At 42.6% G+C, this 21,498-nt stretch carries 18 protein-coding genes and 1 pseudogene; 16 read left to right on the forward strand and 3 right to left on the reverse strand.

The genetic code is table 11. The features are described from left to right. Positions 1–7: 7 nt before the first annotated feature. The gene (gene clpB / locus GTQ43_RS25600; protein WP_265275515.1) at positions 8–2,626 is read right to left on the reverse strand and encodes an ATP-dependent chaperone ClpB; all 2,619 of its coding nucleotides are present in this window, start codon (positions 2,624–2,626) and stop codon (positions 8–10) included. Positions 2,627–2,902: 276 nt separating this feature from the next. On the opposite strand from clpB, the gene GTQ43_RS25605 reads away from it, so the two are divergent. The 5 genes from GTQ43_RS25605 to GTQ43_RS25625 all read left to right on the forward strand — a co-directional run bounded on the left by GTQ43_RS25605 (position 2,903) and on the right by GTQ43_RS25625 (position 7,566). Continuing rightward, on the forward strand, positions 2,903–3,277 hold the full coding sequence (locus GTQ43_RS25605; RefSeq protein ID WP_265275516.1) for a hypothetical protein: 375 nt from the start codon (positions 2,903–2,905) through the stop codon (positions 3,275–3,277). A gap of 65 nt (positions 3,278–3,342) precedes the next feature. Continuing rightward, entirely contained in the window at positions 3,343–3,597 is a 255-nt protein-coding gene (locus tag GTQ43_RS25610) for a TIGR02450 family Trp-rich protein (RefSeq protein ID WP_265275517.1), read from the forward strand. Positions 3,598–4,295: 698 nt separating this feature from the next. Further along, the gene (bchL, locus tag GTQ43_RS25615) at positions 4,296–5,162 is read left to right on the forward strand and encodes a ferredoxin:protochlorophyllide reductase (ATP-dependent) iron-sulfur ATP-binding protein (protein ID WP_012410753.1); all 867 of its coding nucleotides are present in this window, start codon (positions 4,296–4,298) and stop codon (positions 5,160–5,162) included. Between the two features lie 32 nt (positions 5,163–5,194). Then, entirely contained in the window at positions 5,195–5,986 is a 792-nt protein-coding gene (locus tag GTQ43_RS25620) for a DUF5331 domain-containing protein (RefSeq protein WP_265275518.1), read from the forward strand. A 176-nt stretch (positions 5,987–6,162) separates the two neighbouring features. Next, positions 6,163–7,566, forward strand: coding sequence for a ferredoxin:protochlorophyllide reductase (ATP-dependent) subunit N (locus GTQ43_RS25625; protein ID WP_104899059.1), 1,404 nt, complete (start codon positions 6,163–6,165; stop codon positions 7,564–7,566). A 1,014-nt stretch (positions 7,567–8,580) separates the two neighbouring features. On the opposite strand, the pseudogene GTQ43_RS25630 reads toward GTQ43_RS25625, so the two are convergent. Next, positions 8,581–8,825 (reverse strand): annotated as a pseudogene (locus GTQ43_RS25630) (IS66 family transposase); the annotation flags it as partial. A 335-nt stretch (positions 8,826–9,160) separates the two neighbouring features. Between GTQ43_RS25630 and GTQ43_RS25635 the strand changes: the two are divergent. From GTQ43_RS25635 to GTQ43_RS25670, 8 genes are all read left to right on the forward strand, one after another. After that, on the forward strand, positions 9,161–10,180 hold the full coding sequence (locus GTQ43_RS25635) for a cyclic nucleotide-binding domain-containing protein (RefSeq protein ID WP_265275519.1): 1,020 nt from the start codon (positions 9,161–9,163) through the stop codon (positions 10,178–10,180). Between the two features lie 67 nt (positions 10,181–10,247). Continuing rightward, on the forward strand, positions 10,248–11,873 hold the full coding sequence (locus GTQ43_RS25640) for an NHLP bacteriocin system secretion protein (RefSeq protein ID WP_265275520.1): 1,626 nt from the start codon (positions 10,248–10,250) through the stop codon (positions 11,871–11,873). Positions 11,874–11,970: 97 nt separating this feature from the next. After that, positions 11,971–14,199, forward strand: a complete 2,229-nt coding sequence (locus GTQ43_RS25645; RefSeq protein ID WP_321162515.1) for an NHLP family bacteriocin export ABC transporter peptidase/permease/ATPase subunit — start codon at positions 11,971–11,973, stop codon at positions 14,197–14,199. Between the two features lie 242 nt (positions 14,200–14,441). Then, positions 14,442–15,452 (forward strand): MauE/DoxX family redox-associated membrane protein, encoded by a 1,011-nt coding sequence (locus tag GTQ43_RS25650; protein ID WP_265275521.1) that lies wholly within the window; start codon positions 14,442–14,444, stop codon positions 15,450–15,452. Positions 15,453–15,749: 297 nt separating this feature from the next. Next, the gene (locus GTQ43_RS25655) at positions 15,750–16,871 is read left to right on the forward strand and encodes a DUF7005 family protein (protein WP_265275522.1); all 1,122 of its coding nucleotides are present in this window, start codon (positions 15,750–15,752) and stop codon (positions 16,869–16,871) included. 223 nt (positions 16,872–17,094) lie between these two features. Next, complete coding sequence (locus tag GTQ43_RS25660) at positions 17,095–17,406, forward strand: hypothetical protein (protein WP_265275523.1); 312 nt, start codon at positions 17,095–17,097, stop codon at positions 17,404–17,406. Between the two features lie 158 nt (positions 17,407–17,564). After that, entirely contained in the window at positions 17,565–17,930 is a 366-nt protein-coding gene (locus tag GTQ43_RS25665; RefSeq protein WP_265275524.1) for a hypothetical protein, read from the forward strand. Positions 17,931–17,998: 68 nt separating this feature from the next. Next, positions 17,999–18,271 carry a hypothetical protein gene (locus tag GTQ43_RS25670; RefSeq protein ID WP_265275525.1) on the forward strand — a complete coding sequence of 91 codons (273 nt, stop codon included), beginning with the start codon at positions 17,999–18,001 and terminating at the stop codon, positions 18,269–18,271. Here GTQ43_RS25670 and GTQ43_RS25675 read toward each other — a convergent pair. Then, entirely contained in the window at positions 18,242–18,424 is a 183-nt protein-coding gene (locus GTQ43_RS25675) for a hypothetical protein (protein ID WP_265275526.1), read from the reverse strand. The genes GTQ43_RS25670 and GTQ43_RS25675 overlap by 30 nt on opposite strands. A 540-nt stretch (positions 18,425–18,964) precedes the next feature. Between GTQ43_RS25675 and GTQ43_RS25680 the strand changes: the two genes are divergently transcribed. From GTQ43_RS25680 to GTQ43_RS25690, 3 genes are read left to right on the forward strand one after another with little or no spacing between them, the layout of a single operon-like run. Then, positions 18,965–19,867: a S1C family serine protease gene (locus tag GTQ43_RS25680; protein ID WP_265275527.1), complete on the forward strand. Its 903-nt coding sequence runs from the start codon at positions 18,965–18,967 to the stop codon at positions 19,865–19,867. A 28-nt stretch (positions 19,868–19,895) separates the two neighbouring features. Next, positions 19,896–20,735 carry a S1C family serine protease gene (locus GTQ43_RS25685; protein WP_265275528.1) on the forward strand — a complete coding sequence of 280 codons (840 nt, stop codon included), beginning with the start codon at positions 19,896–19,898 and terminating at the stop codon, positions 20,733–20,735. Next, positions 20,732–21,364: a response regulator transcription factor gene (locus GTQ43_RS25690; RefSeq protein WP_265275529.1), complete on the forward strand. Its 633-nt coding sequence runs from the start codon at positions 20,732–20,734 to the stop codon at positions 21,362–21,364. The genes GTQ43_RS25685 and GTQ43_RS25690 overlap by 4 nt, the downstream gene beginning before the upstream one ends. Positions 21,365–21,498: the final 134 nt, after the last annotated feature.

The raw sequence follows: 21,498 nt of genomic DNA on the forward strand, positions 1-21,498 counted from the left end.
AGCTGAATTAGCTGCTAAACACCTCAACAGGCAAGCGACTAAAAGAAAGACGCTCATTTTGCACATCTACAAAGATGGTGTCGCCGTTGTTGAATTCACCGCGCAAAATAGCCTTAGCAATTTGAGTTTCTAACTCGCGCTGAATCGCCCGTTTCAGTGGACGCGCCCCATACACTGGGTCATACCCTACTTCTGCTAAAAAGTCAAGAGCAGTATCAGAGAGTTTGAGGGATATTTTGCGATCGCCCAATCTTTGGCGCAATCTTTCAACTTGCAACAGCACAATTTGCCGCAATTCCTTCTTATCTAAACCGTGGAAGATGATGATTTCGTCAATCCGGTTCAGGAACTCAGGACGGAAGCTGTTTCGCATCGCCTCCATGACTCGACGGCGCATTTCGTCGTAGTGAGCGTTATCCCCAGCGAGATCGAGAATGTATTGCGAACCGATGTTGCTAGTCATGATGATAATAGCGTTCTTAAAGTCCACCTTATGACCTTGGGCATCAGTAACGCGACCATCATCGAGAATTTGCAAGAAGATATTGAAGACATCGGGGTGTGCTTTCTCAATTTCGTCGAAGAGAATCACAGAGTAAGGACGGCGGCGAATCGCTTCTGTAAGTTGTCCGCCTTCTTCATAACCCACATATCCCGGAGGCGCACCGATTAAACGGGAGACGGCGTGTTTCTCCATGTATTCCGACATATCGATTCGCACCAACGCATCTTCGCTATCGAACATATACCCCGCCAGTGCTTTCGCCAACTCGGTTTTACCCACACCCGTCGGCCCAAGGAAAATAAAGCTGGCGATGGGACGATTGGGATCGGCCAATCCAGCGCGCGATCGCTGAATTGCATCAGCTACTGCTGTGACTGCTTCTTCTTGTCCAATGACGCGGTGATGTAGTTCATCTTCTAAATGCAGCAGTTTCTCTTTCTCAGATTCCACTAACTTGCTGATGGGAATTCCTGTCCATTTAGAAATAATTTCAGCAATATCACCTTCTGTAACTTCTTCCCGTAATAGTGATTTACCACTTCTTTGGGCGCTTGCCAACTCAGCTTCTACTGCTTCCAATTGGCGATGCAAGCTGGTTAAATTACCATATTTCAACTCCGCAGCCCGGTTAAGATCGTAATCGCGTTCTGCTTGCTGAATCTCTAAATTGACCCGTTCAATCTCCTTTTTCACAGACTGAATTTTGTCAATGATATCTTTTTCAGATTGCCATTGAGTATTCAGGGTTCTTTGTTCTTCTTTGAGATCGGCAATTTCTTTTTCCAATCTTTCTAAACGTTCACGAGAAGCGGCATCACTTTCTTTTTGCAGCGATAGCTTCTCCATTTCCAATTGCAGAATCTTGCGATCGATTTCGTCGAGTTCTTCGGGTTTGGAGGTAATCTCCATTTTTAATCTCGCGGCGGCTTCATCTACCAAATCAATGGCTTTATCAGGGAGGAAGCGATCGCTAATATATCGACTCGACAACACGGCGGCGGCGACCAAAGCACTATCAGAAATCTTCACCCCGTGGTGGTTTTCATAACGTTCTCTCAACCCACGCAAAATCGAAATACTATCTTCTACACTTGGCTGATCGACATAAACTTGTTGGAAGCGTCTTTCTAGTGCGGCATCTTTTTCGATATGTTTGCGGTATTCATCTAGAGTCGTCGCCCCAATACAACGCAATTCACCCCGCGCCAACATTGGTTTTAATAAGTTACTAGCATCCATCGCGCCTTGCGTTGCACCAGCGCCGACAACGGTGTGAATTTCATCAATAAATAAAATAATCTTGCCGGTAGATTCAGTAACTTCTTTTAATACTGCTTTCAGGCGTTCTTCAAATTCACCCCGGAATTTTGCCCCCGCAATCAAAGCACCCATATCTAAAGAAATCAACTTGCAGTCTTTGAGGGACTGAGGTACATCACCAGCGATAATGCGCTGTGCTAATCCTTCAGCGATCGCAGTTTTACCAACACCCGGTTCACCAATTAGCACAGGATTATTCTTGGTGCGGCGAGAGAGAATTTGGATAGTGCGGCGAATCTCATCATCTCGCCCAATCACTGGGTCAAGTAGACCTTCATGGGCGGCTTTTGTGAGGTCACGCCCATATTTTTCCAGTGCTTCGTATTTGCCTTCTGGATTTTGATCGGTCACTTTTTGGCTCCCCCGAACTTGTTTAATAATATCTTTTAGCTTGCCTTCGTCTAAACCAAATTCTTGGAATAAAGCTTTGCCAAAGCGGTCATCTTTGGCATAACCCAGCAATAAGTGTTCAATTGAAATATATTCATCTTGAAACTCCTTGCGATACACGTCTGCTCGATCTAGCAGTGTATCTAAGCTACGTCCTAAGTATACTGAGGTACTATTACCCGATACTTTCGGCTGACGTTGGAAAAATTGTTCGGTGCGATCGCGCAGTTTTTGGAGGTTAACACCTGCTTTGGTGAGAATCCCAGTTGCTAGACCATCTTGTTCTAGCAGCGCTTTCATCAGGTGTTCGCTTTCAATTTGCTGTTGTTGATATTGTTTAACAATATCCGGGGTATGGGCGATCGCTTCCCAGGCTTTTTCTGTAAATTGGTTAGGATTAGTAGGTTGCATAGGCTTTTTCAGGAACGTAGAGGCGCAGTAGCTTGTCAGAGGCTACTACCAGAACACCAAGTCAAGATAATTTCTGCTGTTAATAGATATTGTATGAAGAGGAGAGCGATCGCCTAGATCGGTGTTCACGTCTTGTAAAAGTGGTATTTTCCCCTAGTTCCGATTTTCCACTGTGCGATTCTTGTTCAGAATGCGTACTCCAAGTATGACGGATTGAAGTTCTTCTACCCCTACACAGAGTTACTATGATCCCAGGTCGCCTAGTGGATACTGAAAATGATTAACCCCTACGACTTTGAAGATGATGACTTTGACTTTGAGGATGAGAATTTATTGAAAATAAAACCCATCAGCCAAATGACTGAAGGGGAAAAGCTAGAGCGATTTAAGCGGTTCTTCGACAGCAGCAGCCGTGCTATGTTGCAAGATTGTCTATTTCGCATCGTCAATGACCAAGATGGTACGGGTACGTTAGAAATTCTTTGCCCTAATGAAGTCGTAAGACAACGTCTTTCAAAGAAAAAGCGCAAAATTACCAACAATATCAACACCTGCTGGAGTCATATTAGATGGTTTTCCCTATGCGTCCAGCAAGATAGTGAGTTGAATTGTCATAAATTTACCCGTAATGGCGATTTGGTGACATCTTAGCAGTGAGGGGATGAGGGAGATGAGGGAGAAATAAATAATGCCCAATGCCCAACGACAAATAACAAATGACTAAAAAACAAAAATTTCCTTACCTAGTTGGTTCTAAGTGGACGGCGCAGCAAAAAGTAGACGGTTGGCGGCACTTCCAAGTAGTCAATCGGAAAAATCAGGCTAAGTGGGTTTACGCCGAAATGGTTTCTGCTTGCGATCCTCAAGTCCGTTTTTGGATAAATGCCAAATTATTACAAGATAGCTCACAGTGGCAAGCTGGCTGGCAAACATTACAGGAAATCCACGGGCTTGAAACTGAGGTGTCCTGATTCCCTTCTATAGCTCGACTGAAATAAATTTTAGGACTTACGCACACTCTAAAATTTTTCTCTTAGCCCACGGAGGTGGGCTTTGCTTTGTGTAGCCGCAAATTCTATTCGCCTTGGCTCTTGGAAAATATTTGACAAATTAATAATATTTTACAAAATCACACTAACTCACTCTCAAGCAGCAATTAAATGGTTCCCTATACCGACTGAAAACTGCCAGATTATCTGCGATACCTTCTCTAAGAGACGCTAGGCGTAGCTTGCTTCCACGAAGTGGTACGGTGCAGTAGTATTTCCAGCATAAGGCTGCATATACCTCTCTTTACCCTTCACCCTGTGCCCCAATACCCTGAAAACACGTTGCACGAATATTAACTAAATTCTATGAAAACCATTCAAAAAAGCCAATTCCAAATTTTTGTTTTTTGTAACTCTTTTTATAAAAATAATTAGTAAAAACTATTTATACATGATTTTTAGAGCTAAATATGACTTTTAAGGTAATTAAAAACCAAAATAACTATAATTAATTTCTAATTCATCCGATAAAACCCGTTTATAAAATAACAGCCACTTTCCTTTCTATGTAATTTGCCCAATAATGACATTCATAGACCTCACGCATCGCCATCTCAGGAAAGGTGAAGGCAAATGTTTGAGCCACATGTTTGAAAAAAAGCTATAAGAGGGAAACAACAGTGAAACTAGCAGTCTACGGAAAAGGTGGTATCGGTAAATCCACAACTAGCTGTAACATATCCGTCGCCCTAGCTAAACGTGGCAAGAAAGTGCTGCAAATTGGCTGCGATCCCAAACATGACAGCACCTTTACCCTGACTGGGTTTTTGATTCCCACAATTATCGACACCCTCCAAGAAAAGGATTATCACTACGAAGATGTCTGGCCGGAAGATGTAATTTATAAAGGCTATGGCGGTGTGGATTGCGTAGAAGCCGGTGGCCCACCTGCGGGTGCTGGGTGTGGCGGCTACGTAGTCGGTGAAACCGTAAAATTACTTAAAGAACTCAACGCCTTTGATGAGTACGATGTAATTCTTTTTGACGTTCTGGGTGACGTAGTTTGTGGTGGTTTTGCAGCACCACTCAACTATGCAGATTACTGCCTGATTGTTACAGACAACGGCTTTGATGCTTTGTTTGCGGCTAATCGCATTGCTGCTTCAGTCCGCGAAAAAGCAAGAACTCACCCACTGCGTTTAGCTGGGTTAATTGGCAATCGCACATCCAAGCGCGACTTGATTGAAAAATATATAGAAGCTGTGCCAATGCCAGTTTTGGAAGTTTTACCTTTGATTGAAGATATCCGTGTTTCCCGTGTGAAAGGCAAGACTTTGTTTGAGATGGCAGAGCAAGATCCTTCCCTAGACTACGTTTGCGACTACTATCTCAACATCGCCGACCAAATTCTAGCGCGTCCCGAAGGTGTTGTACCTAACGACACACCAGATCGGGAGTTGTTCTCTTTGTTATCCGATTTTTATCTAAATCCGGGTAAACCCCAGGTTCCTAATTCAGAAGAGGAACTAGACTTGATGATTGTATAAATCATCAAGTTCTCAGGATGGGGGACAATAACATGGCATTCTTTAACAGCTTTACGGATTCAATAAAGCAAAAGTGGTTGCAATTTTTCCAGAATAATCGAGACTGGATTACCCTGCACATGGAAGTTGAATCAGTGTACACCCCTGATGGCGGGAAGCGACCACCTTCTTACCTCATCCTGGGAGTTCTTAACGCCCTAGAGCCAAAGCTAGCGCAGTTAATGTTGCCCTTTGCCAAACTTAATCCTGATGCTGATACGTTGATTGAGGTGCTGGATTTGCATTTTGACCCAGATTTAGCCCTTGGTAATCGCTTCGTTGTCAGCCCAGATGTAGAGAAATACGCAGAAGAAGCAGCAGCGATCGTTGATGAAAAGCCTGAAGATGAAACATTGACACATGCTCATACAAATGGCTTTGCGTCGGCGGCGGTAGTTCAAGAGTTCGCAATCCTGGATTCTGAGGATGAAAGTCTGGAAATCAGCGAGTTGGAAGATAGCGAAAATGGCTTTGGCGATATTTCCTTATCTAACGGACAAGCCTCAAAAGATGAGTCTCTCGAAACCTCTAGTTTAGAAGCAGATGAATTTGGGGAAATTGCCTTCGATACAGATGCAACATCTGCAATGGAAGTAAAGCTGGATGACGAAGTGCTTGAAGATAGCCGAATAGATGAAAATGCGTTTAAAGACGTGTTATCAGATGTCTGGGGTGATGAAACAGCTTTGCAAAAGGCTGAAGAAAGTAACGATTTTTTGGGGGAAGAATTGCCAGCAGGCGTTTTTGATGAATCAGAAATTGCCCGCCTCTTCCCCAATGCTTAATTATTGCCGTTCTTCGCAATTTTAAGTTTTAGATTTGGGGTTTTGGATGAGAAATTAGGGAAATTGTCGTTAGACAGAGGATACTTTTGTTGTCCCAGCCTTCAATCCAAAATTATCAATCTAAAATCTAAAATTGGTTGATCTGCCATTAAATATCAAGGGGAGAAAAAACCAAAATGACTGTCGCTCAACAACCAGAAGCTTTAAGCTTTGAATGTGAAACCGGAAATTACCATACCTTTTGCCCAATTAGCTGCGTGGCGTGGTTATACCAAAAAATTGAAGATAGCTTCTTTTTGGTGATTGGGACAAAAACTTGTGGCTACTTCCTGCAAAATGCGATGGGGGTGATGATTTTTGCTGAACCCCGCTATGCAATGGCAGAGTTGGAAGAGGGCGATATTTCGGCACAACTGAATGATTATGAAGAGTTAAAGCGGTTGTGTTTGCAAATTAAACGCGATCGCAATCCTAGTGTAATTGTCTGGATTGGCACTTGCACCACGGAAATTATCAAAACAGATTTGGAAGGTTTAGCACCGAAGTTAGAATCGGAAATCGGGATTCCCATCGTTGTAGCGCGGGCAAATGGTCTAGATTACGCCTTCACCCAAGGAGAAGACACCGTATTAGCAGCAATGGCTAACCGTTGTCCTGATAAGTCTCCGGTGGCGGAAACTGAGAAAATTGAACGGAATGCGATCGCTAAATTGCTCAACTTTGGTAAAAAGAAAGAAGATGTCGCCCAAGATGAATCTGAGTACGTAGATCATCCACCCTTAGTTCTTTTTGGCTCCCTTCCCGACCCCGTAGTGACTCAATTAACCTTGGAACTGAAGAAACAAGGTATCAAAGTTTCCGGCTGGCTACCCGCGAAGCGCTTCACAGAACTGCCAGTACTGGAAGAAGGGTATTATGTCGCTGGTGTCAACCCCTTCCTCAGTCGCACAGCTACCACCTTAATGCGCCGCCGCAAGTGTAAACTCATTGGCGCACCCTTCCCCATTGGCCCCGATGGTACTCGCGCTTGGATTGAGAAAATCTGCTCTGTGTTTGGTATTACTCCCAAGGGTTTGGATGAACGGGAAGCCCAAATTTGGGCAGGTTTGGAAGATTACGTGAAACTGATTCGCGGTAAGTCTGTATTCTTCATGGGTGATAACTTGCTGGAAGTTTCCCAAGCCAGATTCTTAATCCGTTGTGGGATGACAGTTCACGAAATCGGCATTCCTTACATGGATAAGCGCTATCAAGCTGCTGAATTGGCACTTTTGGAGAAAACTTGCCAGGAAATGAATTCACCTCTGCCAAGGATTGTAGAGAAGCCGGATAATTACAATCAACTTCAGCGAATTTATGAGTTGAAACCAGATTTGGTAATTACTGGTATGGCTCACGCGAATCCATTGGAAGCACGGGGTATTAATACAAAGTGGTCTGTGGAATTCACTTTTGCTCAAATTCACGGCTTTACGAATGCGCGTGACATGTTAGAGTTGGTGACTCGTCCGCTACGTCGGAATAATAATTTGAAAGATTTGGGTTGGGATAAGTTGGTGAGAGAAGAAGCGAAGATTTAAATTTGGGTTTGGATTTGGATTGAGCAACAGCATAATACTATGTTATGGGCGAACTTTCGAGTTCGTCCTTTTTTTATGAACCGCAGAGGCGCAGAGAACACAGAGAAATAAAGGATGTTTTAAAAGTGGTTGGCTGTAATTTTAGGCACTTCTAGATCCCCCCTAGCCCCCCTTAAAAAGGGGGAAGAATCAAAGTCCCCCAATTTATCGGGGGATTTAGGGGGATCTCCAACGATTTTGGGTTTCTACAGAGATGTGTGTACACCGTAGCCTTATAAAGGAGAGGGAACTAGATTTCTTTTTCCCTCCTTTATAAGGGGGGATTAAGGGGGGTAATTCACCGTAGCCCCAAGCAGTACTTCATTTACTTGCAAAGTGCTGTATCTATAGACAATACTAACTCTCCTAGCTATAAATCTTTCCTGATAAGAGTTACAGGATTTTGTTAGGCTTGAGTGATTGTCAATAATTTTAAGCTATTGTTGAAGAAGGCATCTATGCTGAGGGCAGAGGGCAGAAGGAACTTTTTCGTTGGGGATTCAGACCCCAACCAATTGTAAGCACCGTATAGACGGTGGGGTTTTATACCCAAGTTCGGTTCGGTCACAGGCAGAGGGAGGAGGCAGTATTCCCTTCTGCCTTCTGCCTCCTGCCCTCTGCCTTTCTTGATAAATAATTGGTAGTTGACAACTTCAATAAGTAAATTTTTCCAACAGAAATATAAGTAATATTACTAGCAACAATCAATATTGTCTCTAAGCTCTGAGAATAAAGTAATTATTTCGGAGAGAGGAATAGATAATGGAATTAGAAAAATTATTTTGTGAAATAGATGATTTTTGTTTAATTTTTGAAGAAGCTTTTCATTTCTATTGCTATTGCATCTCAAAAGCAACAAAGAGAAAGTAAGAGTCAACTATGTTTAAGTGAGGTCACGACAATAATAGTCTATTTTCATCATTCTAGTTATCGAAATTTCAAGAGTTATTATCAAGAGAATCTAGTAAAATATTATGGACTATAAGCCGACCAATAATCACTGCTGAGAATCTCCGCAAAGTCTTCTCCCTGTGAGAATTTAACTTCAGCCGAACTGCGGGTGGGCGCTAAAAATAGCACACAGACTGAAGCAGATGTCGCTACCCAGAGCCAGTAATTCACCCATCAAGCCGATAACTAATTTCATCAACGCAACGTACAAGAGGCTGTTGTATCAATTCTCACCACTGCTCATAGCTGGGGTACAGGCTTTGACTAAACCCTAATTTTTTCGCAATAAGCAAGAATTAATGACATTACTTTTAACTCATTGAGAATATACTTTACTTATTGACATGATGCGGTCGCCCTGGTATGACCCCTTATTAATTCGCCAACAGTCTCATAGCATTTTAGCGATAGAGATTTTGCGACTGCCGAAGACATCGTTGATAAATTTTTACAATATTATTTGATACCTATTACACTTTCTCTACCAAATAGGGGAAGCATAAAGAACGATGAAGCCGTTGCTAAAAAATTAGCCGAACAAATTGTTATGGCTAAATTGCAGCTATTCTCTCTTTATTCTGTCTACAACTATTAAAAAACAGTCGTGAAACAAATTCTCTCTCATTTTCCTCCTTTCCACGTTCTCGAAGATCATGATTTCGCATGGCTCGAATCGATCGGGCAAAAGAAACACTATGAATCAGGAATGGTTTTAATTGGGGAGAGTAAATCTGACTCGCATCTATACATCTGCTTCAGCGGCAATCTAGCGGTAACGATGTTACCACTAGAAGCCGATAAGGAAGAACTCATTACATTTTCCGCAGGAGAGATCATCGGAGAAAATTTGCTTCTAGATCATCAAGGCGCAACTGTCACTGTTAAAGAATCTGCTGAACTTTTAGTCTTACCTAAACAGCAACTTACAAACCGATTGAAGCAAGACCGTGAATTTGCGGCTCGCTTTTATCATCTTGTGTCCATCTGCTTATCAGACCGCTTGCGGAAGTTGACTAAGTTAATGGCTGCTCGTAATGTCAAAGAAGGCGAACCTCTGCGGAAAGTCTTAGTTGTATTCGCTACATTGAATGATAGCGACATCGCTTGGATGGTAGCTAACGGCGTTGCCGAAAAAGCTGCTCTGGGTAATACATTAATTAAACAAGAACAGCCAGTACCCGCTGTATACCTTTTACTAGAAGGAATGCTAGGCATTTATGTTTCTATTCCTCAAAACGGCAGTGTTGTAGAGAAAGAAATTGCTAAACGTGTTAAAGGCGAAATCTTAGGCGAAATGTCTTTTGTTGATGGTGGTGTAGCTTCTGCTAGTGTCAAATCGCTAGAAAACGCTTGGGTGTTGGCATTACCGCAGAAAATGCTGGCGGCTAAGTTTAAAGAAGACTACGGATTTGCAGAGCGGTTTTATCGATCGCTAGCTCTGATTCTGTCTAATCGTTGTTTGGACTTGTTGATCCGTGGCAGCCTAGCTGATAGCAGTCAATCCTCTATCGAGATGCTTTCAGAAGATATCGAAGTGGAAGACGAACTCGATCTCGACCTGTTAGAAGGAACTGCGATCGCTGGTAGTCGGTTTGATTGGATGATTAACCAACTCCGCCGTTAAGTTTAATCCTGACAGGTTACGTCTACAAACACAAGAAAACATCAGCATAATGTGCCAATAGTCAATTATGGTTTTCAGTCGGGATAAGAACAAAGAAGGTATTTTTCGCCAAGAATCTTTAGAGCGTTTGTCTTCGCCAGAGCGTTTAGACCAATTGATGCAGGTACTTGCGCCTAAAGATTGGTTAGCTCTTACGGTTTTTGGTAGTTTGGCAATTTTAGGTTTGGGATGGAGCATTGTCGGTCGCATTCCTATCACCGTCGAAGGTCGGGGTATTTTCTTACAACCCCGACAAGTTGTGGAATTTCAATCTTCTATTGCTGGGCAATTAAAATCTTTAAATGTCAATAACGGACAGTGCGTCAAGAAAGATCAAGTGCTGGCAACTATTGATCCGGTTTCTCTGCGAGAACAATTACGATTGGCTAAAGGAAAGCTGGTTCAGTTGCAAGGACAAGCTCAGGATGCTTCATTAATATCTAGCCAGAGGATGCAGTCGGAAAAAAGTACGATCGCCACTTCCCAAGCGAGTCTACAACAACGTTTGCAAGATGCTCAAGCATTAACTCCAATTCTCAAAGCGAAAGGGTTAAATGCCATCTCTCAACAAAGATTGAGTTTACAACAACGCTTACAAGAGGCTCAAGCATTCGCTCCAACATTAAAAACCAGGGGATTAACTGCGATCCAACAACAGCGAATCAGTTTACAACAACGCTTAAAAGATGTTCAAACTTTAGTTCCTGTACTTGAACAAAGACTTCAGAAACGCCGCCAACTTGCATCAGCCGGAGGAATATCCACAGACTCAGTTTTAGAAATAGAACAACAATACAAACAGGGAGTCCAAAATGTTGCTGAACTACAAGCACAGTTGAAACAACTCGATTTAACTGAAACTCAAACTCAGCAAAGTTACCAACAAAACTTTAACTCAATCGGCGAATTACAAGCGCAGTTGCAAGAGTTGGAGCTACAAAGTGTGAAAACTGAGCGCGAATATTTAGAGAATATGCGCTCTACAAATGAAATTCAAGCACAATTAGAGGAATTGAAAACGAAATCTAAACGTTTAGAACAAGAAACTCTAGAAACTTCTAGTCAGAGGAATAAAGAAATCCAAGAAGTTAACCGAGACATCATGAGACTAGAGCAACAAGTAACCGAAAATAGTCAAATTTTAAGTCCTCAAGATGGCTGTATTTTAGAATTAACTGCTAGCTTAGGTCAGGTGGTGCAGCCTGGCAGTCGTTTGGGAAATATGAGAGTTGGTAATGAGGAAAGATTAGGTTTAGCAATGGCTTATTTTCCCATTAAAGATGGCAAGCAAATAAAGCCAGAAATGCCGATTTCAATTACTCCAGATACGGTACAGAGAGAGCGATTTGGCGGGATTGTCGGCAAAGTTAATGCTGTTTCTTCTCTACCTGTCAGCGCAGAAGGAACTGTTGCACTCATCGGTAATGCAGAAGTAGTAAAAAATCTCATGGGTGAGACTGGAGCCGCTATTCAAATTACGGCTAATTTGCAAACCGACGATAGCAATACTAGCGGCTACAAATGGTCTTCTTCCAAAGGGCCCAACTCGAAAATTACACCAGGAACGACAGCAACTATCCGAGTGACGGTAGAAGAGCGATCGCCAATTACTTTCTTACTACCATTTCTCCGAGAACTGGCTGGTATGAAATAAGCAGGGGAGCAGGGGAGAATAATTTACGCTTTTTTCTCTATTACCCATTATCCATTACCCATTTTACCCATTACCCATTACCCTTCACCCTTCACCTATGCAATTACTTGAAAAAATCAAGCAACCTGCTACGAAAAAACCACAAACTGAAAAATCCACCGAAAAATCCAAATATTACAACTCTCGTTTCAGAACACCGACCTTATTACAAATGGAGGCTGTGGAATGCGGAGCAGCAGCTTTGGGCACCATTCTCAGCTATTATGGGCTAATTATTCCTTTGGCAGAACTGCGAGTTAGTTGTGGTGTTTCCCGCGACGGTTCTAAAGCCTCAAACCTGCTCAAAGCAGCACGCAATTATGGAATGCAGGCCAAGGGGTTTAAAAAAGATATTAAACAACTGCAAGCAATTAAACCACCGTTTATTGTGTTCTGGAACTTCAATCACTTTCTGGTGGTGGAAGGGTTTTTTAGCAATAATAGTGGCGGAAAACTGCGCGAGCGTGTTTGGTTAAATGACCCCGGCACTGGCCCCCGTAGCGTCACCATGCAGGAGTTTGACGAAGCTTATACGGGTGTAGTCTTAGTAATGGAGCCGGGAACGGAATTCAAAAAAGGTGGGGAGAAAGGGAATATTATTGGTGCGTTATATTCTCGGCTGAAAAATTCCTTTAGGGAACTGTTATTTTGCGTTTTAATTGGCTTTTTGTTAGTAATTCCTGGCTTTGCTATAGCAGCCATGAGCCAAGTTTTTATAGATAATATTTTGATGGAAAAGCGGTATGACTGGCTCAAACCAATGTTAATTGGTATGGGTGCGATCGCAGTGCTGCAAGCGGTGATGAATTTAATGCAATTGCGAAAACTGAGATACCTAAATCTCCGACTTTCCATCAGCATGACTGGGCAATTTCTTTGGCATCTTTTATGTTTGCCCACTGGTTTTTACGCCCAGCGTTATGCTGGAGAAATTAGCAGTCGCATAGGGATTAACAACCACGTTGCTTCCATACTATCAGGACAATTAGCGAGAACTGCGATCGATTCGGTGATGATTGTTTTCTACGGCGCAATGATGCTGGCTTATGACTGGCTGCTGACGCTGATTTGCGTAGCAGCTGTTGCCGTTAACGTTGCGGTGATTCAGTGGGTTTCCCGCCGTCGGATTGATACGAGTATGAGGTTAGCCCAAGACGGTGGCAAACTAGCTGGGGTAGAAATTGGGGCGTTACAAAGTATTGAAACCATTAAAGCAGGTGCTTTGGAATCTGACACTTTTAGTCGTTGGGCAGGATACTACGCCAAACTCACCAGTGCCGAGCAAGAGATGAGCCAGAACGAACAGTGGGTATCGCTGCTACCATCGTTTCTTTCATCCTTAACTACCATGTTGTTGTTAATTATCGGTGGGTTACGGGTGATTGATGGTCACTTGACAATTGGGATGTTGGTTGCCTTTCAAAGCTTGATGAGTAGGTTTCAAGGCCCGGTGAATACTTTGGTAGGCTTGGGAACGACGATTCAAAACCTTGACGGTGACTTAAAACGCTTGGATGATGTGCTGCGAAACCCCATAGATGTAGCTTTGCAACCGGAAGGCATCAGGGAGAAATCACCCATTCAATATGCTTGGCCTGTAGAACACTGCCGCTTAGAAGGATACATCGAACTCCGCAACCTGACTTTTGGATATAGTCGGGTAGAGGAGCCGTTAATTCAGAATTTTAGTTGTACCCTAAAACCCGGACAGCGAGTAGCTTTTGTTGGTGGTAGTGGTTCTGGTAAATCTACGGTATCCAAAATCGTCACTGGTTTGTATGACGCTTGGGAAGGTGAGATTTTGTTCGACGGTGTTCCGCGTAAGCAAATTCCCCGTGCAGTGATTACTAATTCGCTGGCTATGGTAGAACAGGAGATTTTTCTGTTTGGTGGCACGGTGCGGGATAATTTGACCCTGTGGGATGAGACGATTCCTGATGTGCAGTTGATGAAAGCTTGTCAGGATGCAGCGATTTTGGATGTAGTGATGGCAATTCCCGGTGGTTTGGATGGCAAGTTGTTGGAAGGTGCATCTAACTTGAGTGGTGGACAGCGCCAAAGGTTAGAAATTGCTCGTGCTTTGGTGAATAATCCTTCTATTTTGGTTATGGATGAAGCGACGAGTGCGCTGGATGCAGAGACGGAGAATATTATTGATAGAAATATCCGGCGGCGGGGTTGTACTTGCATTATTGTGGCTCACCGTTTGAGTACGATTCGTGATTGTGACGAGATTATTGTTTTGGAACGGGGGAAGGTGGTGCAACGGGGATTCATCAAGAAATGAAAGATGTAGAAGGCTCCTATCAAAGATTGATTCAGGCAGAGTAATTTCTGCCATTCCGTCAAATTGGTTCATTACCTAAGTAGTATCAGGGTAGCTATAGTTACAATAGATGTGTTTAACTTTATAAATAAGTAGTCTGACAGAATTAATTACACAATGTCATTGCGAATGGAGCGTAGCGGAATGAAGCAATCGCAGGGGTTGGGATTGCTTCGCTCCGCTCGCAATGACTGTAAATATTTTTGTCCGATTACTTAGCAATAACAAACATAGTTCAAGGTATTTCAGTGATGATTGTTGAAGGTTTACCTGGCATTTTGGATTTCATTTCCATATTAGGTTCTCTCTTGGTTGGGGGCGTGTTTCTTATTACAGGTTTGGCAAAAGTCGTCGATCCGCACTCGTTTATTAGGCACATTGATCAACTAAGAACTTTCCCAGAGAAAGCTGTTGTACCTGCTGCTTTTATTTTTATTGCCTTGGAGTACCTGTTAGGCAATGCTCTGATCTTCAGGATATTTCCCCAATGGCTATTTCCTGCCATGCTAATAATCCTAGTTGCCCTCTCTATCTTGACCTATTGGAGTACCTCCACTGGTCGGACGGAAGACTGTGGTTGCTACACGGGTTTATTAATAATTACTCCCAATCAAAGTTTATTGCTCAATAGCATTTATATTGCTTTAATGAGCTTGGCAATTTTCCATCCTGTTAGCAATTTATTATCTGGAAATCAACAATTCTGGTTTTTATTATTAACAGTTACTAGTAGTATTTTATCTACTACAATTTCTTATCAAAAATTGCAAGACACTGGAGAAGCTTTGTGGGAACTGACTCCCTTAAAAGTAAATCGGCGTTGGCAATCTCAATGGTTAAATGATGCTAATGATAATTTGATGCAAGGTAATAAAATAGTTGTATTTCTCAATCCAAACTGTTCACATTGCCAATTTTGGGTTAAGGTGCTAAAGGTGATGCACAAACATCCAGCTTTCCCTGAAGTTGTTGGTATTATGTCTGCTTCGGAAGAAACAGGTCAAAAATTTCAAGCATATATAGAGGAAAAAAGCATTAACTTTCCTGTTCATCTTATAGAGCCTTCTATTTTCTCACTTTTAGTTTCAGCAACTCCCACGGCTGTTGTATTAGAGGAAGGTGTTATTAAAGAGAAATGGAATAGAGGTATGCCGCGAGAAACTATAGAAAAGTTGCGAACTTTTAGAGATGGAAAACAAGTGGTAAGTAGATGAATGTAAATAAATATAATATAGGCTGTCATTGCGAGGAGGCACGACGAAGCAATCGCAAGGGTTTCGGTCTTTTTACATTTTGTTACATAGCTCGGTTTATTCGTACCTACCTACTTAAGTAGATGGGTGTAAATAAATATAATATAGGCTGTCATTGCATTCGCGTAGCGTCTCGTAGAGAGGAACGAAGCAATCCCAGTCATTGCGATTGCTTCGTCGTTCCTCCTCGCAATGACATCTTACGTTTAATTATGCCCACCTACTTACTAAAACCTGTATAATGCAACAAAATAAACTATGTCTCCTCAACTTTATGATTGCTCACAATTTTTATCTGCATTAGGAGCAACACAATCAGAAATTAGCGAACTTTTAACATACAATGAGAATACTTTTAATTCTTCCGAACTATCTAAATATACCTTTCCCCTAGAAGCAGAACCTCACGTTGTTGCTTGGGAAAGATATTCTTCACAAGCTCAAGATTTAGGAGTGTTTAAGGCTTTGCGTTCTGCGTTGGTGCAGTTACAATTTCCTATTCAAGCAGGGATTAGCCAAACTGATAATTATCGTGTTGCCACTCGCAAAGGTTATTTAACTGAAGCAATGGTAGAAGCAACAGGTTTGGAGTTAGAAAAACCGGAAGCGTTGCAATTAATTATTCATCAAAGTTTGGCGGGAAAAATCCCTGTGATTATTGCTGGATGTAGAGCAGATTTCGTTAGTTTGGTACAAGCTTTAACTAAGCGTAATGAACCAGAAGCAATTACTGAATCAATGGGTGCAACAATTGTTGCTGGATTTAATAATTGGGAACGAATTCACCACTATCGCCAAGAATGGACAGCAAAACAATCGATACTACCAACAGAGGCAGATTGGCAAGCAGAATTTCAACGTCTCAAACTACAAAAAAACCTTTATCAAGACTGTTTTATCATTCTCAGTCGGGGAAATTATAGTGCAGTTTCGGCGGCAGATATAGGAATTGATGAGGAAGAATGGTTGCGCCTTTCCCTGATCATTCGCTTAGAACATGAGTGCTGTCATTATTTCACCCGGAGGGTGTTTGGTGCGATGGGAAATAATATGCTGGATGAACTCATTGCCGATTATCAAGGAATAGTTGCAGCAAATAATGGACGGTATCGCGCTGATTGGTTTTTGCGATTTATTGGCTTGGAAGCATTTCCTAACTATCGCCAAGGTGGAAGGTTACAAAATTACCGAGGACAACCCCCACTTTCTGAAGGTGCTTTCAAGATTTTGCAAGTTTTGGTTAAAGATGCTGCCCAGAGTTTAGAAGAATTACATATCCAAAATCAAGGTGAGTTAAATACTCCGGAATTTCAGGCAAAGTTGTTAACGAGTTTAACTTCCCTAACTTTAGTAGAATTGGCAGCAAATAGGGGAATTTAGAAAAAAGTTTTTCCCCATTGATAAAAAGCGTTGCTTAAGTTGATTTTCTTTCTTTCCAGGTCATCGCCTTTTTCTAATTTTATTACAAGTTTAACTTCTTCACCGTCCATTTTATTAGAATCTTTATTCTTAATTAAGTGAAAATCCTGATTTCTAGCATAATATATCACAATATGCTTAGAGAGGCAGATAAAGAGTTATCTATACTAAAGGTAGAAAGCCAATGAGTAAAAAAGCTTGTATAGAATTTTTCGTCAACATCAATACAAATAATACTTTGCAGCAAGCATATGCCAACGCTATCAAAGGCAAAGAGGATTGGGAGTTGATGGAAGTTGCTCACTCCGTTGTCCAAGTGGGAACAAAGTATGGCTATGACTTCACCCCCCAGGATTATGTAGAACTATTAAATGAAATAGAGAAATGGGAAAATGGGGATGGGGATGAAGATGATGGGGAGCTTTCAGATGAGATACTGGAGTTAGTGGCGGGAGGTATTTGCGCAATAATAAAAGGTAGCAAAAGGTGTTCTTGAGAGCAATGCGTCGTAAAAGAGCAAAATTGCGAGGACTATGGAAAGAGCGAATACGGCAAGAATCCTCCGCATCTGCTACTTTGACAGAAGAAGAGGAAAAACCAGCGAGTAACTTGTTTACCCTGTGAAACTTTTTATTCGCTGGTTTTGCTTTCCCCTTGTACCTTTGGCAGAAACCCCGATACTTCTGGGAGCATTCCTCCAAACTCTTACCCAATCACTTCTTAATTGTGCGATCGCTCCCACACCACCAAAATCAACTATCTCAACCAGATCGCATCTCTGGTTTCATCTCAAATGCGATCGCTCTTTCTCTAACTGTATTTCCATTCAAGGCGATCGCACCCACACCACCAAAATCAACTGTCTCAACCAGGTTGCATCTCTGGTTTCATCTCAAATGCGATCGCTCTTTCTCTAACTGTATTTCTATTCAAGGCGATCGCTCCCACACCACCAAAATCAACTATCTCAACCAGATCGCATCTCTGGTTTCATCTCAAATGCGATCGCTCTTTCTCTAACTGTATTTCTATTCAAGGCGATCGCACCCACACCACCAAAATCAACTGTCTCAAGCAGATTGTATCTGGTGTACAACTTAAAAGCGATCGCACTTTCTCTAACTGTATTTCCATTCAAGGCGATCGCATCTCTGGTTTCATCTCAAGTGCGATCGCACCCACCAAAATCAATTGTCTCAACCAGATCGCATCTCTGGTTTCATCTCAAATGCGATCGCCTTCGTATCTCTGCACAACTTAAAAGCGATCGCATTTTCTGGAAAACTCACAAGGATGCGATCGCTCTGTATCTAACTGACACCATTGACTATTCAAAAATCTTGCTCTTCTTGGCTTTTTAATTCAGCCTCCCTAAAGTCTATTAAACGCTGAAGGACAGTATCTTGTGCTTCACCTCCAGACACCAACTCTAAATCCTCCATTGACAACTCCCCACTGTCTGCTGTGGTTTCGGGGTTCTGGTTTGTGATGGTTTTTTGATTTTCTTCTTTCATCTTGGGTTTCCTCTGTTGATGTTGTTTTTGTTTTTGCTTGCTGGCTGAGGGAAGAATATTGTATTTTATTTAACAATTTACCTCAGTATTTCTAGATAATTATCTTAAATTAATTTATTCTTTTTTGTGTAAAGATAATGACCTGATATTTTTAATTTCTAGGACTTACGCATTGACAGAATAACAAAATAGTGAATTCATAAATAAGGGTCATCTACTTTACAGGTATCGGACAATTAGAGAAATTACTAAACCATCCACAGGACAATGCAATCTAGACCTCTACACCTTATTTTTGCTGTCAGAACCAAAGTTTGGGGGGTGCAGTACTTTGGGTTTGAATTCCCATCGCAAACGTTACATAAAAGCCCTCTGCCTCCAGCATAGCTGCCTTCTTCAATTAATCCACGTTCCTAAGTGGATTTCCGCCGTGCTGTACTAGCCATTTTTCTAGGATGAAATCTCCCCATTTTTCCGATGCCATCTGTGTTGATCAAACGGCACGATATGAACATCTAAGAACGTTGGTGGAAAAATCTTATGTCTTCATTACTGGCTTTATCCAACAGTTTAGCTGACACCGTAGAACAAGCCGGGAGTGCTGTGGTTGCGGTAAATGGGGGTACACGTCTCTCCCCAAGTGGCATTCACTGGCGTAATGGCATCATTGTTACCTCTGATGAGTCTCTCCAGCGCTATGACGATATCACAATTACCTTGTCAAATGGTAGCACTGCACCGATAACACTTATCGGTCATGATTCTAGCACTGATTTAGCTGTTTTTAAGCTAGAAAATGTAGAAATACCTGTGGCAAAAGTTGGCGATGCCAAAACGCTCAAAGTCGGTCATCTGGTGCTAGGACTGGCAAGAGGTAGCGAAGGTGACTTAAGGGCGGCGATGGGTGCGGTCAGTGTGGTTAGCGGTGCTTGGCGGAGTATGAATGGCGGGAATATTGACCAATTCATCCGTCCAGATATCACCCTTTACTCTGGTTTTGCAGGTGGGCCGCTCGTGGATGCCGCTGGTTTTGTGGTAGGTATGAATACATCGGGGCGACGTGGTACTGCTCTGACTATCCCCACTGCTACAGTCGATCGCGTCATTGACCAATTAGTAGCAAAAGGACGCATTGACAAGGGCTACTTGGGTGTGGGAATGCAACCTGTACGTTTACCAAAGAATCTAACAACTGCTCTAAATTTAAGTTCTGCAACTGGTGTAATCGTCGTTAATGTTGAGGCTTCAGGCCCCGCTGAAAATGCAGGTGTACTGCTTGGCGATGTTTTGGTAACGTTCGATGGCGTAACTGTGGGCGATACAGGTGATGTGCTGGCGCTGCTTAATAATAGCGATCGCATTGGTAAAGCTGTCAACGTACAAGTTGTGCGGGGTGGAGTGTTAGTTGAGTTAGCTGTGGCAGTTGGCGAACGACCTTTGTAATTCGTAATTTGGAATTCGGAACTTTGAGATGATGGCAAACATAACATTAACTAACGTTGCTGCGGAATTGACAGAGGTAGCTGCTAGGTTACGCCTATGCACTGTCAAAGTGAAAAGCGGCTCTTTGGGAGTCGGTTCTGGCGTAATTTGGCAATCTGACGGACTAATTATCACTAATGCCCACGTCGCAACCAGCAACCGCGCAACTGTGGAATTGGCAGACGGCAGGGTATTTGATGCGGTGCGTACACAATTTGATCCACAGCAGGATTTAGCAGCGTTGAAAATTGTCGCCACTGATTTAACCGCTGCAACCATCGGTAATTCTGAGGCGCTACGAGTGGGTGAATTAGTCTTGGCGGTGGGTAATCCCTTTGCTGACAGTGGTGCTGTGACAACTGGGATTATCTATGCAAATAATCAGCGGGCAGTTATGGCCGATTTGCAGTTATATCCTGGAAATTCTGGGGGGCCACTTGCCGACTGTCTCGGTCGAATCGTCGGAATTAACACCATGATTGTCAATGGTTTGGCTGTGGCAGTTAAGAGCAACACCGTTGAGCGTTTTTTACAGGGAAACAGTCGTCCGCAACTGGGAGTCACACTGCAACCTGTGCTTTTAGATCGGCGTAGATTGGGTTTATTGGTGTTATCAATTTTACCTGGCAGTGCGGCAGAAACTGCTGGGGTGCAAATCGGCGATGTTTTAGTTGGAGTTTCGGGGCGATTATTCACTAGTATGAATGACTTAACTAAATATCTCCATGAAAGTAAAGGAACTTTGCCGATACAACTCCTACGCGGTGGGCAGCAATTCGTGATTTATGTTGCAGTGCAAGCTGGGAAAACTGCTGTGGAGGCGACATGATCCAGGTGATGGTAGTTGCTACTTCCCCTGTAGTTCGGGCAGGGTTATCAGCTGTGGTGACTACCAATCCTCGGTTGACGGTTGTAGGCAGTGCATCCGATTTGGATGTATTGACAAGGGAAGTTGGGCAATTACAACCAGATGTGGTGCTGGTAGATTTAAGCGGTAATCTTCAACAATCAGTGTGGGAAAAATTGCTGGTCATTCAAGAGGAGCAATACCCATTGGCAATGATTGTCATTGTTGAGGATCTCGACAGCATCGACTTAGAGACGGCGTTACGTTCTGGTATCCGGGGGATATTGCCCAGTACTAGCACAGAGTCAGAAATTGTCGCTGCTGTGGAAGCGATCGCTTCTGGTTTGCTGGTGCTGCACCCGGATGCTGTAGAATTACTGTCTATTCGAGAAAAAGTAGTCACAAATCCTGTACAAAGCCTGACACCACGGGAGATAGAAGTTTTAGGAATGCTGGGGTCAGGGTTGGGAAATAAAGCGATCGCTAAACGTTTACATATTTCTGAGCATACCGTCAAATTTCATCTCTCGTCCATTTTTCAAAAGCTCAGTGTCTCCAGCCGCACCGAGGCTGTTGCTGTGGCTATAAGACTAGGTTTGATTATGCTTTGATCTGCGAACCAAACTGCAAGCCAATTGGTACATTAATAGCCAACAACGGCAATGCTTGGAGATTTGAGTCAAGTTTTTACCTCAAGAGAAATCAGGTTTTTCGATTCTTGTTAATTTGTCTAACCATATTGATG

It is taken from the genome of Nostoc sp. KVJ3 (assembly GCF_026127265.1).
GTDB lineage: Bacteria > Cyanobacteriota > Cyanobacteriia > Cyanobacteriales > Nostocaceae > Nostoc.